The sequence below is a fragment of the Pirellulales bacterium genome, from assembly GCA_036490175.1.
In the GTDB taxonomy this organism is placed as follows: Bacteria; Planctomycetota; Planctomycetia; order Pirellulales; family JACPPG01; genus JACPPG01.
The window spans coordinates 47,098-62,011 of sequence record DASXEJ010000153.1 but is presented as its reverse complement, the minus strand read 5'-3'; the positions used below and the strand labels follow the sequence as shown (position 1 = coordinate 62,011).

Genomic DNA, 14,914 nt, shown 5'->3' with positions numbered 1-14,914 from the left:
ATCTTGCGCGGTTCAGTCGCCATGCACTTGCCGCAGGCGCGGGGACGTGCGTAGCAGCCATTGCACGCGCTCGAATTCGTCGGCCCAGTCTTGCACCACGGCCGCGAGTTCGTCTCCGGCAGGAAGCACCAGCCCGCTCGAGCATGATGGCCCGAACATTTGTGCCATCATTTGGCGATAGCGGGACAGCGTGCGATCGCCGTAGCGGCTGACCTCCTGAAAATCTTCGCTCAGGAAGACCACAACTGGTACGCGGCTCCCTCCGCACACCTTGAGCTCGGCGGCCAGTTCTGGGTGAGCATCCCTGTCAAAAAAGCGGACGTCCAGCGAGTTGGTGACTTGCTGAATATGATCGAAAATCGGGCACTGATACACGCAATCGCCGCACCAGGCCCCGGCCAGGCAGGCCACGTGTATTTGCCGGGTGAAACTCGCAAAAAGTTCCCGCTGTGCAGCCGACAATTGCAAGGCGGCATGCACATCCGACCAGCGTCGCTGATGCTCTGGGCTGCCATGCTTGGCGAGAAAATCGGCATACGGCAGACCGGCTTTGTAGCTCACATTCCAGTCAATCATCGTGACAATCCTCGATCCGTCAGGATTTTTATCCAGGTCACCCGAGATGAGGGCGACCGACGTATAGTAAACAAGGCGTCGGTGGAGTGCACGGCTTGAACAGCCCGACGCCACACGTCATTATCATGCGTCTCGATTAGACATTGTCGTTAGGGATTGGTTCCGCAAATCGTGCGCGTCGTCAGCTACAACATTCACAAGGGCATTGGCGGTCGAGACCGGCTATACCGCTTCGAGCGGGTAATGGCCGTCATCGAAGAATTGGAGCCCGACCTGGTCTGCCTGCAAGAGGTAGACCACAACGTGCGCCGTTCGCGCTTTGACGACCAGCCCAAACTTCTGGCCGAACGCCTCAACACGACGGCAGTAGTTTATCAACATAACGTCCATCTCAAAATGGGCGGTTACGGCAACCTGGTTCTCTCCGGCTGGCCGCTGTTGGAAAAGCACCACGTATCTCTGCGATTGAAATCGAAAAAGCCGCGCGGTGCGCAAGTGGTCGTGGTCGACACGCCGAGGGGACATTTGCAACTGGTGAACTGGCACCTGGGTCTCGCCGAGCGCGAGCGCAGTTGGCAGGTCAATCATCTGTTGACGCATGCCATCTTTCGCAAAGAGCCTGATCTGCCGACGCTGATTATCGGCGATTACAACGATTGGCGCAACCAATTGAAGAAAGAGTCTCTTGGCGAGCACGGCTTCGAGCAGATCACTAGCCCGCCCTCGAGATTCCGGTCGTTTCCGGCCTATCTGCCGCTCGGCTCGCTGGACAAGGCCTTTTATCGCGGCGGTCTGAACATCCATCGCGCCTTTATCGCACACGGCGATTTGGCGCGGCGTGCCAGCGACCATTTGCCGCTGGTTGTGGATTTCGAAATCGCCAGCAACGGCGATCCGCAATGAATCGCCGGCGGGGCGTCGGCTTGCTACCCTGAATTGGTGAAAGTCTGTCGCCAAGCGGTCCGGCAGGCCAACCGAGGATCCCCAAACTGACAGCCGTCGCTACATTGCGGGCCGCCGTGCGGTTGATTAGCCTCTAAGGTGTATTTCCCGCCCGCCTGCCATCCGAATCCAACCGCTCCCAGGAGTCACGCATGCGCCGCCGCTCGACGAACCATCTTCTGAGAACTTTCGCACTCTACTTTGGCGCGGCCCTGTTCACGATCGGTACGCCGGAAGCCCGGGCAGTCGACGACTATCAACTCGGTCCTGATTCGCAGCGGCACGAAGGCGTCCCCCAAGGAAAAGTCACTCAGCATCATTGGAAGAGCAACGTCTTCCCCGGCACCGAGCGCGACTACTGGGTTTACGTCCCGGCGCAGTACAAGCCCGAGACCCCGGCTTGTGTAATGGTCTTTCAAGACGGCAAGAGTTACGTCTCGGAAGATGGCCAGTTTCGTGTGCCGATCGTGTTCGACAATCTGATTCATCGCGGCGAGATGCCGGTAACGATCGGCATCTTCATCAACCCGGGCGTGTTCACCGACAAGAAAACGGCGGACGGCAAACCTGAGTCGAACCGCAGCTTCGAGTATGATTCGCTTAGCGATCAATACGTCCGCTTCTTGCTCGACGAAATGCTGCCAGAGGTAGCCAAGGAATATAAGCTGGTAGATAACGCGGCCGGCCGCGCCATTTGCGGTATCAGCTCGGGAGGAATCTGCTCGTGGACCGCGGCCTGGGAACGGCCGGATGCCTTCAGCAAAGTACTAAGCCACGTTGGTAGCTTCACGAACATTCGTGGCGGACACGTTTACCCGGCGTTGATCCGCAAGACAGGACCAAAGCCGATCCGCATATTCATGCAGGACGGCGCAGGCGACCTCGACAACGCGCACGGTAACTGGCCGCTGGCAAACCAAGAGATGGCCGCGGCCCTGAAATTTGCCAAATACGACTATCGCTTCGAATACGGCGACGGCGGGCATAACGGCAAGCAAGGCGGCGCAATCTTGCCGGAATCGCTGCGCTGGTTGTGGCGCGATTACAGTCCAGCAAAATGACATCTGGCGCAGAAGGCTTAAGCCCGCGACAAATGGCATAGTCCTGTGCGAACGGGTTCGCGCGCGGACGGCATCGTCGCTATTTCTCAGTCGTGATGACCTTTTGCGCCTCTGCGGCAATGAGCGCTCCCAGCAGTGCTTGGCCCCACTGCGACGGATGAACTCCGTCGTACGCGACTTGCGTGGGGCCCTGGCCGGCGCGAAAAAGGGGCTGCAGCGGCGCCGTGTCGATCAAATGCACGCGGGCATCCTGGGCCTGATGGCGTGCAGTCACGGCCGCCGCGATTTCGTCCCGATGCACTCCCAGCGGCGGCACGATGCAGAAGAACCGCGACCGCGGGCAGGCCGCGCGCATCTCAGCCAGCCAGCGGATGTAGTCGACCTTAATATCTTTGTCAAAGTCGTTGGTGCCCATCGCGCAGAAAATGTAATCCGGCTCGGGCAGCAATCGCCCCTCGGTCAATCGCGAAGTCATCGGGTCGTATCGATCCCAGGTGCCAGGTAATCCTGGCAGATGAATTTCGCGAGTCATCCCCTGACCTCCGGTCCCCAATTGTCCATACTCGCAGTCGAGCGTGGTGGCCACCAGCGGCAGCCAAGTTGCCCGCGCGTTGTTGGGACCCAGCGATTGCCACGACGTAAACAGCCCATCACCCCCGACGCCCTCGGTAATCGAATCGCCGAAGCCGATCGCGCGGTTCTTCCGCGCAGGTCGCGCCAACAGGGTTGCTCCGGCATCCAACGCGAATCCCGCCATACGTAGGTGCGCCGTCGCGTCTTTCCAACGGTTCTTTGTCAGATCGGCGGCGCGAAAGAAAAGGTCCAACCGGTGCGCATGATCGGGCGGCAAGTCGGCTGCCAGAGGCAACGTGTAGACCTCGCCGTTGCGGGTCAGCGGCACGACCTTGAACTCCCCCTCGTCAATGGAATATTCGATCACCGGCATCGATTCGGCCGGGCAATCCCGATTCGCCGTACCGTCGACGACTAACCCTAACGTTTTGCTCCCTTGAAACGCGGCCGTGATATAGGCGCCCGGCATGGCGGCTTCGGCACGTGAAGTTGGGCCCGTGCCCGTGCGTTTCCAAACGTACGGCGCCAGCAAGATTCGCTCATCGTCGATTGACACTGTGGAAATGGGCACAGTGGAAGTTGTCGACGGCGACTGGTCCGCCGCGTGCGCAGTTCTGCAATCGCCCAAAATAAAGCCACTGGCCCAAAAAACGGCCCAACAGATTACCACCAGCAAGTTCATCGAGGTGTCTCCCAGCACAGGCATAGACGCGCGGCGGATCGCGAACATGGAGGGGAACTGGTCAATGTCTCGGCAGCTACTTTTTCGACTCGCGCAACCGCGCCGCATGGACGCGCGCCACGTCCCACATGTAGTGCGAGAGTTTGTGGCCCTCGGCGGCGTTGATATGTTCGGCCGCTTGTTTTGCATCGCCGGCCGCATCGTAATACAGCCCCAGGTAGAGGTACGCATAGAAAAGGCGTTCGTTGAGTTGTTCCGGCGTGGGATTGCCCTGATCCACGGCGCGCATCACATCGTCCGGTGTCGACTTGCCATGATACAGGGCATAAACCTGCATCATCGGTACGCGCACGTCGCGCTTGATCGGCAATATATCGACGCGGGCTTTGGCAACTCCACTCGCGCGCGCCATGCACAAGTAGCGCCATACCGCGTTTTCGACGTCGTTGTTATCGACCGTTTGATAACCTTCGAATTGCTTGCGACCGTCGTCGAAGCGGCCGGCATAGTACAGCGATATACCGCGCTTCCAGTGAAACGGCGCTTGATCGGGCCGCTGGGCAATAAAGCGGTCGAAGTCCGCAATCGATTCGTCGATCCGCGCCAGCTTGAACTGCTCGCTGCCGCGACGGTCGAAAAGCTCGGCCTGTTGCGGGGCTCGTTCGATCGCCTGACCGTAGTCGGCCACGGCCTCGGTATGCCGCCCCAGCGCCGCTTGCATGTCACCGCGCAACACGTAGCCGCGCGCGTCATCGGGCGCCGCTTCGATTGCCTGCCCAGCAAGCTCAATCGCCTTTTCCGGATCGCGCGCTTGGAAGGCGGCACGGGACTTCTTGAGCAACTCGTCGGTCGAATCATTCGCCGCGGCGTGCGGCCCCAAAACAACCCAGGGTATAACTGCAAGCAGGTAATGCCACGACATCAACGAACCCCTCGAAAAGTTGCCATAGCCGCAGAAACGTCCGACCAGGGTCAAATGGGCCGCCGCGAGCAACTCTAGCCCAGGCGACTAGCGGGTAAAAGGCGCCAATACACCAAACGACGTCGCGGGTCGGCGGCGCTCCAGCTGAATCGCCGTGGAAGTCATCCCGGCAACGTCTGACAACTGGTGTCACTCCGTCCCTCGGCACCATAGAATAGCCGGCAACTCGTCGTGGTCGACTTTCCGCTCCCCTAGGTTCGCCGCCGGAGACCTACTCTGTGATCAACTTTCGCTTTGCTTACATTCTACTCGCCACAGGAGCAATGACCGCGATGGTTCACCGCGTCGCCAAAGCTGACGAACCGGTCAAGCAGATCAAAGTGGGAATCATTGGGCTGGATACGTCGCACGTGGTTGCCTTTACGCAAGCGATGAACGACAAGAACGCCACCGGCGATCTGGCCGCGGTCAAGATTGTTGCCGCCTTTCCGGGCGGAAGCCCCGACATTCCTTCGAGCCGCGATCGCCTCGAAGGTTACACCAAGCAATTGCGCAACATGGGGGTCGTCATTGTCGGTTCGATCGACGAGTTGCTGCCAAAGGTGGACGCCGTTTTGCTAGAGAGCGTCGATGGCCGTCCGCATTTGCAACAGGCCACGCCCGTTATCAAGGCGGGCAAGCCGCTGTTTGTCGACAAGCCGGTCGCCGGCACGCTGGCCGACGCCGTGGCGATTTATAAATTAGCCAACGAGCATCACGTCCCCTGCTTTTCCAGCTCCTCGCTCCGCTTCAGCCCGGCTATTCTTGGCATGCGAAACGACGAGCGTGTGGGAGACGTGTTAGGTTGCGACGCTTACGGCCCCTGCGCGCTCGAAGAGCATCATCCGGACCTGTTCTGGTATGGCATTCACGGCGTCGAGATCCTGTTCACGATCATGGGCCCCGGCTGTGAGTCGGTGTCGCGCACGCAAACTGCCGATGGAGAATTGGTCGTGGGCGTTTGGAAAGGGGGCCGCATCGGCACCTTTCGTGGCATCCGGGCCGGCAAGTCGGACTACGGAGCCATGGTGTTCGGGTCCAAGGCGATCGTGCCCAGTGGATCGTACGCGGGCTATCAGCCGCTAGTCGCCGAGATCGCCAAATTCTTTAAGTCGGGTAAGCCTCCCGTCAGCGCGGCGGAAACGCTGGAAATCTATGCCTTCATGGAAGCGGCAGACGAAAGCAAGCGGCAGGGCGGTTCGCCTGTCACGATCGCCAACGTGCTCGCAAAGGCGAACGCCGCGCCCAAGTGAGAACTGCGGGTACTCCCTCCAGGCACACCGCGTGAGCCACTAGCGCCGGCCGCCTAGCCGGCGCCCCTCAGCCGCTTCATCGCCTGATTCAGCAGCCGTGCCAGGTAATGGCGGTCGAGCATGCCGGCCGCTTGTGGGGCGGTGACCCATAGCCGTTGACGACGATCGGCTTCCAGCCAGGTCGTGTCGCAGTGGGTGACTTCCATCAGAAAAACGGTGACCGACAGGGTCGTGCCCCATTTGGCGTACTGGTAGTCGCCTACCGGCTCGCCCACGATCTGGCCATGCAGGCCGGCCTCCTCCAAGGCCTCTTTGAGAGCCGTCTCGGTAGGCGTCTCGCCAGGATCGATCAACCCCTTGGGAAATCCCCACCGGCCGCTCGATAACGACGTGATCAGGCAGAACTCGGGCCCCGCCTCGGACATCCGATACGGAACGGCCGAGGCCTGGGACAGGGGCGCGGGAATGTCGGGCTGCATCGATCGGAGTCCTGTGACGTGCCGCCCTGTTTTATCGACCGACCCGTGAGCCGACCAGAGCCGCAGAGAGCTGGATCTGGCCGAGCCGTTTATCAAGGCCCTGCTGCTAGCAGATTCTGCCCCTGCGGTCGGGCCGCCGATGCGTCGCAACGGCGGTGTCTCGGCTTTTGATCTCAATCTGACTCCAGCATCTCATTTAGAGACGCACTTGGTGCTTGCGAACCTGTCCTACGGGCCGGGACCATAAGGGGAATCACAAGAAAATCGCGTTTTCCCCGCACTTTTCTTCAAGCCGGATGAAAACCGAGCCGGCAAATCAACGTTGGCATCGACTTTGCTTTGTACTGTCATCCGTCAGGAGTGAGGATCGTCCAGCAATTATAGACCCAGTGTGATTGAGCCAGTTTTGGAAGGAGAGACAAGGATGCTAGTACTAAGCCGCAAAGCAGGGGAAAGAATCCGCATCGGCGACAACATCACGATCGTCGTCAATCGGGTTGTGGGAAGCCGCGTGAGTGTGGGAATCGAGGCTCCGCCCAACGTGCGTATCGTGCGGGGCGAATTGGAGTTCTTCGCCGATGACGCGCATTTAACCGCACATCGCCCGCAGGCTACTCCCTGCCCGATCCCATTGGCCGCGGATCATATCGAGGTGCTGCCGTAGCCCCGCGATACGGCAACTCGGCTTCGAATTGTCACCCCGCAAAGCGTGGCAAGGCGAGCTGGGTAACGGCAATGGCCCCGGAGAAGCAAACTTCGACGTCATGCCTTGGATGCCGGGGGCGGTCGTGATAGTTGGTCGCGTAACGGTACTGCCCCTCCACTAGCCGATAGCCAATGGGAAAGGGGTGCGGATCCATCGGACAGAACACGATGGCGGGTTCGGTCGCGGGCATAACGGGATCGGGCAGATTTACGTTCCAAAAGATGCCGGTTTCGGCTGGTTTCGCCAGGAGCAGCCGAACCACATCCGCCGTCCAGCGCGCAGCGCGGCCCCAATCGGCCGCGCTGTCGCGCCGGCGGTATTGTGAAATGGCGATCCCAGGCTTGCCCAACAGGGCACCCTCGCGCACGGCGGCCACTGTGCCCGACCGGTAGATGTCGGCCCCCAAGTTCCCGCCGGCGTTGATGCCCGAGACGATCCAGTCGACATCAGGGGCCACATGCCCCAGCCCAATGCGCACGCAATCCACCGGAGTGCCATCGAGCGCGTGACGACCGTCCGGTCCGCGGACCAAAGTCAGGCCACGATCGGTCGTCGTCTGATGGGCGCAACCCGATAGGTGACGATCCGGCGCCACGATCGCCAGTTCGCCAAACTCGGCCATGGCCAGCGCGAGCGCCGCCAGACCCGGGGCATCGATACCATCATCGTTGGTAAGCAAGAACTTCATTCCTGCAATCGTAGCCGAAGCGATCAACGATGAAGAGGCTACAGGCCGAAATCTGCGGGTATCAGCGAGAAGCCGACGGCGTCGACAGGGCCACCGTGCAATCGCAAGCCGTTTCGTCGGATCCCTTCGCGGACGGCGCCGACTTTGACGGCCACCCGTTGGCTGGCAACGTTCGTTGCCGCTGCCAGGATCTCGATACGTGTCAGCTCGAGCTCCTGGAAGCCGAACTTGATTAGCAACCGAGCCGCGGCAGTGGCAATGCCCTGACGGGCAACGTCGCTACGAACCCAATATCCAAGACTGGCGCTGCCAAGCAAATGATCTAAGTGGTACAGGCCACAGCCACCCAGCAAGCGCGTTCGGGGGGAATCGAAGACATAAAAATCGTAGGCGGTGTCGTCAAAACGATCCGCCTCGACTTTGCGCAAAAACAGCTCGACATCCGCGCGCGAATACTCGATGTGGCACCACGTCGTCCAAGCAGTGAGTTCGGCCAATGAGGCGCGCACTGCCGTGACGGCGGCATCGATATCGGTGGAGCACGGCGCGCGAAGGCAGATTGTGCCGTCCGAGAGTTCGCAAGCCATGGCCGCATCCCCCAAAGCGCGCTTACAGACCTCGACGGCACCAGTCTACATGGCAAACTGCCGATGCCCAACTCGTCGAGATACAGACTCGCAGGCAAAAACGCGAAGCCTACGACTCGGGCCGCTCTTGCGACAGCCACTCCGAGAGAGTGCGCGGCGTCTTAGGCTCGGGGAATAGCCACGCCATGAGGGGTGATCGCGGCTGCTGCGCTTTGCGTCGTTTGACCGCGGCCTCTTGTTGTTGCTTTTGGCGCTTCTTCAGCTCGGCGTCTTGCTGTTTTTGCTTTTGATAAGCCGGATCAAAGGGCTTACTCACGGTGTCCGTTACTTGCCGTGTTGTGCTGGCAAGTCGGCCCTGGAATGTATCGTCGTCATGCGCAGCGGCAGCCTGGCTGGCAAGCGGCGACGACTGCGAACCTGCCGGCGTCAGCGGCTGACAGCCACAGAGCAGTGGCGCCAGAAGGCATACGGCAAACCATGGACGCATTACGTTCACGGCCGGGAAGCTCCACAGCGACTTCAAAGGATTTCCAACCCGAGATTACGCAGGGCCGGCACTTGATGGGGCGCGGAGTGTCGCAAAAACCAGCGGCCGAGTCCAGGCGGATTTGAAGCGACACGCCGGTGGCCACTGCGGCATCCTCGCCAGGGAAAAGCTGTTTTGGCTGGCCACGCCCGTATCGCAACCGAAATGCGCCAATTGAATCGAATTCTCTCATTAAGTACCTAATGCAACTAATCTTACGCTGCTAACACACACAACGCGTACTGGCCAGCACCGATGGATTGTCTGTCATCCCCCTTTTGCGTAGCATGATGCGCAGATTCACGGCTCCTGCGCGGTAAAGTTAGGGAACACGCGGCGTAGCCGTTGCAGGGTATGCGGCGGCCCCACTTCGTGCAGCACGAGAAAACGTTCCGATAGCATCGTTTTGGCGGCGAGCGGTTCATGGCAAATCCCACCTTCGGATTCATTGGCGCAGGCCGCATGGCCACGGCGCTAGCCAAGGGTTTGCTGGCTGCCAACCTGGCCTCGGCCGATCGAGTGTTGGCCAGCGACCCCCTGCCCGAATCCGCCGAACAGTTCGCCCGCGAGACCGGCGGCCGGTTAGCCGCCACGAATCGCGAGGTGTTGGCCGGCGCCGATGTCGTGTTCTTGGCCGTAAAGCCGCAGAACATGGGGGAAGTTCTAGGCGAACTGCGCGGGCATGCCACCCGCGACCATCTGGTGATTTCGATCGCTGCCGGCATCCCGCTATCGACCCTGGCGGCCGGTCTGGGCGAAGGCCCGAGGTTAGTGCGCGTCATGCCCAATACCCCATGCCTGGTCGGTACAGGTGCCAGTGGCTACTGCCTTGGACCGGGCGCTCTGCCCAGCGACGCAGTATTGGTGGCTGAGCTACTGGGCGCGGTCGGAACCGCCCACCAGGTGAGCGAGACGCTGCTCGATGCCGTGACAGGTTTGTCAGGCTCAGGCCCGGCGCTCGTTTATGTCATCATCGAGGCGCTGAGTGACGGCGGCGTTAAGGTGGGCCTGCCGCGCGACGTGGCCACGGCCCTGGCCGCCCAAACGGTGCGAGGTGCGGCCGAAATGGTGCTCAAAACCGGGCAACACCCGGCCCAGTTGAAAGACGCGGTCGCTAGCCCTGGCGGCACGACGATCGCCGGACTAGCCGCTCTCGAAGCGGGTGGCGTGCGGTCCGCGCTGATCGCTGCCGTGGAAGCAGCAACGCGACGATCCGCCGAGCTAGGTGCCCTGTCGAAATCCAAGAGTTCGTGACACAATGCGGTTACGCAGCCGGCTCCCGTCCTGCTCGCGTCAGTCGTCGAACCGCCGCCGCGGGACGTGACGGAACAAGAATTGATCGCGCTTCGGAGGTTGGCTGCAGGCCAGATATAAATGTCCGTCTTTTGCCTGATCGACGATAAACACGTTCCCCTCTACCGCGTCATCTGGGTGGCCGCGACCCCACATTTCTGCGGTGAAGATGATTGCCAGTGCGAGGGGGACTACGAAGTGCGCCTCGAACAGGGTGAGGTCGTGTGGGCCAACATGGAAGAACGTGACGCGCTGCTAAAAGCTCTTGAAGAATGGGCCGGCGGGCCAGCCGGGCCCGGCGACAATTGGGAATGACCAGAGCGGACGTGCCAATCGGCAATCCGCCTGGCCCAGAACGGAATGCTCGACGTTCGGCAGCGTGTCGTATCCGTCCCTGACGGCCACGAGAGCACGCAGAGGAAATCGCCATGACGATGTTCGAAACGGAAAGCTTTCAATGGCGCGAGACGTATTTCGTGCTGTTTCGATCGTCGCAGCGTCCTACCTTGACCAAGGTCGAAGCAACGCTCAAGGCGTTGGGAAGCCATTATCAACTGGCGGACTTACAAGCCGACGAAAACGGCCTGTTTGAATCCCTGACGTTGCTCTCGCCCGACGATTTCTCCGCGCTCGATATCAGCTTTCTGGCCGGCGAAGACGTCCAGGAGCAAGTGGCGACACTGGTGGACGAAATGCCTCCGGGCGAGACAACCGATGCGACAAAGCTGTCGCAACTCTCCAAGAGCGACGCGCGATTCGACATCATGCACTTTGAGCAGATGGTCGAAAACTCGGAGGGTGACGAGGGAGACGACATGCTCGACCCCAGCACACTGTTAATCGTGCTCGACGCGCTGACGGAACTCACTGGCGGCGTCGGCATCGATCCGCAGTCCGGCTCCTTGATGTAATTGCTGCAGGCGGCCGAGCATCGATTCAATCCGACGCCCGAGATGATTGGTCGATCCGGGCTTCTTCACAGCGTTTCATCGTACGCCATGGCCCCGTCCCAGCCCCGGTTGACCGTCGGCATCGAATATGCGCTCATAGACCTACAAAACAACATTGGATCGCCGAACCTAGGATCACCGACCATGAGTCACGCCCCCGCGGCTGAAGCACCTGAAATCTCGCTCTCGCCCGTCGAAGGCTGGCACTGTAGCCATCTTTATTATCGTTTCGATCGCGGCGTGCTCGCCGGAATGCACGCCGACGATCTCCGCGCGGGACGCCAAGAACTGGTCGCGCTGCTGGATCCGTCCGCCGCTGCTGCTCCGCAACGATTGCAAACGTCGATCGTTGCCGGTCATAAGGCCGATTTCGGACTGATGTTGCTCGATCCGTCGCCATTGGTGCTCGACAGCGTGCATCAGCGCGTGCTAGCCAGCCGGCTTGGCCCAGCGATCGAGCCAACGTATTCGTTTGTCTCGCTTACCGAGGTATCGGAGTATGTTCCCACCGTCGAGCAGTACGGCCAGCGTCTGGTCGAAGAGGGGGAAGTGGCCGATAGCCCCACCTACAAGGCCAAGCTCAAGGCGTACGAAAGTCGCGAAGTCATGATGCGCCGGCAACGGCTTACTCCCGATATGCCTCCCTGGCCGAACACCTGCTTTTACCCGATGAACAAAAAGCGCAAAGTGGGAGAAAACTGGTTCCTGCTCGACTTTGCCGAGCGCAGCCGTTTGATGGCCGAGCACGGTCGTAGCGGCATGAAATTCGGCGGACGGGTGACACAGCTGATTACGGCCTCGGTAGGGCTAGACGATTGGGAATGGGGCGTCACGCTGTGGGCCCGCAATCCGGCGTTCCTCAAAGAGATCGTCTATACGATGCGCTTCGACGAGGCGAGTGCCCGCTACGCGGAGTTCGGTCCGTTCTATACGAGCTATGTGACCACGCCGGGCGAGATGCTCGATCACTGCCACATAGCAGCCGGCAAGTAAGACTTCCAGATCGGCGCCGAAATGGCGGCGGATCGCGTGGGCTGACCATGAAGGTACAGCCGACCGACAATGCCGTCGGACTCGCCGCCCAGCGGCATGTCATAACCGAATGATCGCCAACTGTTCCACGTAGATCAGGAGGGATCGCAATGAATCAACTCGATCGCCGTCATTTCTTGCATACCGGTTCGGCTGCGATGGCTACGCTTGCCGCTTCGGCACTTTCCCCAAACGTCCTGCGGGCTGCCCGCAGCGCGAACGAACGCATCACGCTAGGGATAATGGGGCTCAACGGCCGCGGCAAAGCTTTGGCCGGCGTGCTTGCGGCGCAACCGGATGTGTCGATCGCGTATCTTTGCGACGTGGACGAGCGGGTGATCGGCCCCGCCCTGGAATCGATCTCGTCAGGTCAGAATCGAGCGCCGCAGGCGATTGGCGATTTCCGACGTATGTTAGACGACCAGAGCGTCGACGGAGTCGTGATCGCCACGCCCGACCATTGGCACGCCTTGGCCACGATTCATGCCTGCATGGCCGGCAAGCACGTGCTGGTCGAAAAACCCTGTTCGCACAACGTGGTCGAGGGGCAACGGATGGTGGCTGCGGCGCGAAAGTACAACCGTTTGGTGCAGGTCGACACCCAGCGTCGCTCGAGCAAGTCGATGCAAGCCCTGGTCGAGTTCCTCAAGTCCGGCGGCGTTGGCAAATTGCACTTCGCCCGCAGCTGGATCACATCACGCCGCGAGGATATCGGCCGCGCCGCTGACGCGCCCATTCCCGCCGGGGTGAACTACGACATGTGGTTGGGCGCCGCTCCTAGCCGGCCGTTCAACCCGAATCACTTTCACTACCGCTGGCACTGGTTCTGGGAATACGGCACCGGCGAGTTGGGCAACAATGGCGTACACGGTCTCGATTTGGCCCGTTGGGGTCTGGGGGTCGGATTGCCGACCAGTATCGTCTCGAGCGGCGCCAAACAATTCTTCGACGACGATCAGGTAACACCCGACACGCAAGTGGTGTGCTACGAGTATCCCGGGCTGACGCTGGTGTGGGAGCATCGCACATGGTCGCCGTTCGGGATGAATGACTCCACGTTCGGCGTGGAATTCCACGGCGCCAGTGGCGTCGTCACCACCGACGGACGCAACTGGTGGATCCATCGGCCGAAAGAGCCAAAGAAGGCGGGCTATGAAGGAGATGTTTCGTACGAACCGCAACATCAGCGCAACTGGCTGGACGCGATCCGCGGCACGGCGCAACTGACAGCCGACATCGACGTGGGACATGTCAGCACATCACTCTGTCACCTCGGCAATATCTCGCAACGCGTGGGACGCAAACTCGCCTGGGATTCTGATGCGTGGCGTTTCCCAGCGGCCGACCCCGATGCCAATTCCTTGCTCGGACGCGAATACCGGGCACCGTGGACGCTGCCGCAAGTCTGAGCACGTCGTCTGCTGTCGATGTCACGCCAGGGGTCAACGCTTGGGTTTCCAAGCACAGCGCGCCTCGGGGCAGGTTCTCGAATTCTGTGAGTTTTTATGCTGGAAATCCGTCCTTGCCTCCGTACATTAACAAATCGTGATGTAACGAGGCGGCCTATAAACAGCCTATATGGGTTCGCGGGCCGGGTGATCCGCGTCGCAGGTCGGGCGGAGATCTTTCATCGAGAATCAGCATCCCTTTGGAGAACTAGGGCATGACGCAGTTCATCTCGCAGAGCAACAACCACGATGCGCCGCAGATAACGCGCCCGCGTGGCAACGATCGCGCGGCCGCCTTTGTGGCACTCCGTGTCCTGATCTTCGCGTCGATCTTTGCCGCGATCTACGTTGCCCCCTGCTCGCTTCGCTGCGCGCACGCAGAGTTCGTCATCGACGACTTCACGCAGGGAACACCGGTTGACGTCACGTATACCGAGGGGCATGGGTATGCGATTTCTCAAACGGGACTCGACGCACAACATGTCCTGGGGGGTGCGCGGATCGCCTTCTTCGACGCGGTTTCTGGTCCACCCAATAGCACAGCCCGGGCCGCACTCGATACCACGGCCGGCACGCTCGCGCTCGATTCCATTCAAGGGCAGAACCTGGGCGGCGGCGGCCTCGAAATCCGCTACGGCAATTACTCAGATGCCGAACCAAACCTGAACTTTGATCTCACCCAATTCGCGGGAGAGAGGCTGGAGATCGAAATTCAGTATCTTGTGGCCGGGGACTCGAAGGGAATCAACACGGCCATCTCTTGGAACACGAATTTGCACTCCATCGATCCGCAACTCAGCAACGGACAGATCGAGCTGATCAATAATTTTACGAACGTTACGCGAACGATCCCGAATACTGCAACGCCCATGACCGTTTCGTTGCCGATTGCCGATCTCCTGGGCGGATCGGCCAACGCTGCCGATCTCGCGGGAGTTGCATTCAGATTCGATCCGCTGGGCGGCGGAGGCGGTCTCGTGATCGGCAAGATCTCGATTGTGCCCGAACCCTCGGCGTATCTACTCGCGGCGCTGGCGATGCTTTCTCTGCTGGGACGACGCTGGTGGCAGAAAAGCCGCTAATCGAAGTCATCTCCGGCTGAAGAGACGTTAACGATCAGGGGCACCAGTCCCGTTTCCTTGCTCCGCCGCTGCCGC

The 14,914-nt window shown here is 60.5% G+C and carries 17 protein-coding genes; 10 read left to right on the top strand and 7 right to left on the bottom strand.

Going from position 1 to position 14,914, the window contains the following annotated elements:
• Positions 1-12: 12 nt before the first annotated feature.
• Positions 13-576: a thioredoxin family protein gene (locus VGG64_12070; GenBank protein ID HEY1600334.1), complete on the bottom strand. Its 564-nt coding sequence runs from the start codon at positions 574-576 to the stop codon at positions 13-15.
• 171 nt (positions 577-747) lie between these two features.
• Here VGG64_12070 and VGG64_12065 point away from each other — a divergent pair, with 171 nt between their 5' ends.
• Both VGG64_12065 and VGG64_12060 read left to right on the top strand, forming a co-directional pair.
• A complete protein-coding gene (locus VGG64_12065) occupies positions 748-1,479 on the top strand; it encodes an endonuclease/exonuclease/phosphatase family protein (protein ID HEY1600333.1) in 732 nt (243 codons plus the stop codon).
• A 191-nt stretch (positions 1,480-1,670) separates the two neighbouring features.
• Complete coding sequence (locus VGG64_12060) at positions 1,671-2,579, top strand: alpha/beta hydrolase-fold protein (GenBank protein ID HEY1600332.1); 909 nt, start codon at positions 1,671-1,673, stop codon at positions 2,577-2,579.
• Positions 2,580-2,658: 79 nt separating this feature from the next.
• Here the strand turns inward: VGG64_12060 and VGG64_12055 are convergent, their stop codons facing one another.
• The gene (locus tag VGG64_12055) at positions 2,659-3,723 is read right to left on the bottom strand and encodes a GDSL-type esterase/lipase family protein (GenBank protein HEY1600331.1); all 1,065 of its coding nucleotides are present in this window, start codon (positions 3,721-3,723) and stop codon (positions 2,659-2,661) included.
• 187 nt (positions 3,724-3,910) lie between these two features.
• A complete protein-coding gene (locus VGG64_12050) occupies positions 3,911-4,756 on the bottom strand; it encodes a tetratricopeptide repeat protein (GenBank protein HEY1600330.1) in 846 nt (281 codons plus the stop codon).
• Positions 4,757-5,034: 278 nt separating this feature from the next.
• Between VGG64_12050 and VGG64_12045 the strand changes: the two genes are divergently transcribed.
• Positions 5,035-6,048 (top strand): Gfo/Idh/MocA family oxidoreductase, encoded by a 1,014-nt coding sequence (locus tag VGG64_12045; protein ID HEY1600329.1) that lies wholly within the window; start codon positions 5,035-5,037, stop codon positions 6,046-6,048.
• 53 nt (positions 6,049-6,101) lie between these two features.
• Here the strand turns inward: VGG64_12045 and VGG64_12040 are convergent, their stop codons facing one another.
• Positions 6,102-6,527, bottom strand: a complete 426-nt coding sequence (locus tag VGG64_12040; protein HEY1600328.1) for an NUDIX hydrolase — start codon at positions 6,525-6,527, stop codon at positions 6,102-6,104.
• A 424-nt stretch (positions 6,528-6,951) separates the two neighbouring features.
• On the opposite strand from VGG64_12040, the gene VGG64_12035 reads away from it, so the two are divergent.
• Entirely contained in the window at positions 6,952-7,191 is a 240-nt protein-coding gene (locus VGG64_12035) for a carbon storage regulator (protein ID HEY1600327.1), read from the top strand.
• 31 nt (positions 7,192-7,222) lie between these two features.
• On the opposite strand, the gene surE is transcribed toward VGG64_12035, so the two are convergent.
• The 3 genes from surE to VGG64_12020 all read right to left on the bottom strand — a co-directional run bounded on the left by surE (position 7,223) and on the right by VGG64_12020 (position 8,824).
• The gene (gene surE, locus VGG64_12030) at positions 7,223-7,921 is read right to left on the bottom strand and encodes a 5'/3'-nucleotidase SurE (GenBank protein ID HEY1600326.1); all 699 of its coding nucleotides are present in this window, start codon (positions 7,919-7,921) and stop codon (positions 7,223-7,225) included.
• Between the two features lie 38 nt (positions 7,922-7,959).
• Entirely contained in the window at positions 7,960-8,508 is a 549-nt protein-coding gene (locus VGG64_12025; protein ID HEY1600325.1) for a GNAT family protein, read from the bottom strand.
• 109 nt (positions 8,509-8,617) lie between these two features.
• Positions 8,618-8,824, bottom strand: coding sequence for a hypothetical protein (locus tag VGG64_12020; GenBank protein HEY1600324.1), 207 nt, complete (start codon positions 8,822-8,824; stop codon positions 8,618-8,620).
• A gap of 633 nt (positions 8,825-9,457) precedes the next feature.
• Here VGG64_12020 and proC point away from each other — a divergent pair.
• The 6 genes from proC (at position 9,458) to VGG64_11990 (ending at position 14,839) form a co-directional block, all read left to right on the top strand.
• Positions 9,458-10,288, top strand: a complete 831-nt coding sequence (gene proC, locus VGG64_12015) for a pyrroline-5-carboxylate reductase (GenBank protein HEY1600323.1) — start codon at positions 9,458-9,460, stop codon at positions 10,286-10,288.
• Between the two features lie 120 nt (positions 10,289-10,408).
• A complete protein-coding gene (locus tag VGG64_12010; GenBank protein ID HEY1600322.1) occupies positions 10,409-10,642 on the top strand; it encodes a hypothetical protein in 234 nt (77 codons plus the stop codon).
• 113 nt (positions 10,643-10,755) lie between these two features.
• A complete protein-coding gene (locus VGG64_12005; protein HEY1600321.1) occupies positions 10,756-11,238 on the top strand; it encodes a hypothetical protein in 483 nt (160 codons plus the stop codon).
• A gap of 183 nt (positions 11,239-11,421) precedes the next feature.
• Positions 11,422-12,270, top strand: a complete 849-nt coding sequence (hemQ, locus tag VGG64_12000; protein HEY1600320.1) for a hydrogen peroxide-dependent heme synthase — start codon at positions 11,422-11,424, stop codon at positions 12,268-12,270.
• 149 nt (positions 12,271-12,419) lie between these two features.
• Entirely contained in the window at positions 12,420-13,718 is a 1,299-nt protein-coding gene (locus tag VGG64_11995) for a Gfo/Idh/MocA family oxidoreductase (protein HEY1600319.1), read from the top strand.
• Between the two features lie 254 nt (positions 13,719-13,972).
• Complete coding sequence (locus tag VGG64_11990; protein HEY1600318.1) at positions 13,973-14,839, top strand: hypothetical protein; 867 nt, start codon at positions 13,973-13,975, stop codon at positions 14,837-14,839.
• Positions 14,840-14,914: the final 75 nt, after the last annotated feature.

Coding starts and splice junctions, on each gene's coding strand:
- VGG64_12035 (HEY1600327.1), top strand. CDS start 6,952: ATGCTAGTACTAAGCCGCAAAGCAGGGGAAAGAATCCGCATCGGCGAC.
- VGG64_12040 (HEY1600328.1), bottom strand. CDS start 6,527: ATGCAGCCCGACATTCCCGCGCCCCTGTCCCAGGCCTCGGCCGTTCCG.
- VGG64_12025 (HEY1600325.1), bottom strand. CDS start 8,508: ATGGCTTGCGAACTCTCGGACGGCACAATCTGCCTTCGCGCGCCGTGC.
- VGG64_12005 (HEY1600321.1), top strand. CDS start 10,756: ATGACGATGTTCGAAACGGAAAGCTTTCAATGGCGCGAGACGTATTTC.
- VGG64_11990 (HEY1600318.1), top strand. CDS start 13,973: ATGACGCAGTTCATCTCGCAGAGCAACAACCACGATGCGCCGCAGATA.
- proC (HEY1600323.1), top strand. CDS start 9,458: ATGGCAAATCCCACCTTCGGATTCATTGGCGCAGGCCGCATGGCCACG.
- VGG64_12010 (HEY1600322.1), top strand. CDS start 10,409: ATGTCCGTCTTTTGCCTGATCGACGATAAACACGTTCCCCTCTACCGC.
- VGG64_12060 (HEY1600332.1), top strand. CDS start 1,671: ATGCGCCGCCGCTCGACGAACCATCTTCTGAGAACTTTCGCACTCTAC.
- VGG64_11995 (HEY1600319.1), top strand. CDS start 12,420: ATGAATCAACTCGATCGCCGTCATTTCTTGCATACCGGTTCGGCTGCG.
- VGG64_12050 (HEY1600330.1), bottom strand. CDS start 4,756: ATGTCGTGGCATTACCTGCTTGCAGTTATACCCTGGGTTGTTTTGGGG.
- surE (HEY1600326.1), bottom strand. CDS start 7,921: ATGAAGTTCTTGCTTACCAACGATGATGGTATCGATGCCCCGGGTCTG.
- hemQ (HEY1600320.1), top strand. CDS start 11,422: ATGAGTCACGCCCCCGCGGCTGAAGCACCTGAAATCTCGCTCTCGCCC.
- VGG64_12070 (HEY1600334.1), bottom strand. CDS start 576: ATGATTGACTGGAATGTGAGCTACAAAGCCGGTCTGCCGTATGCCGAT.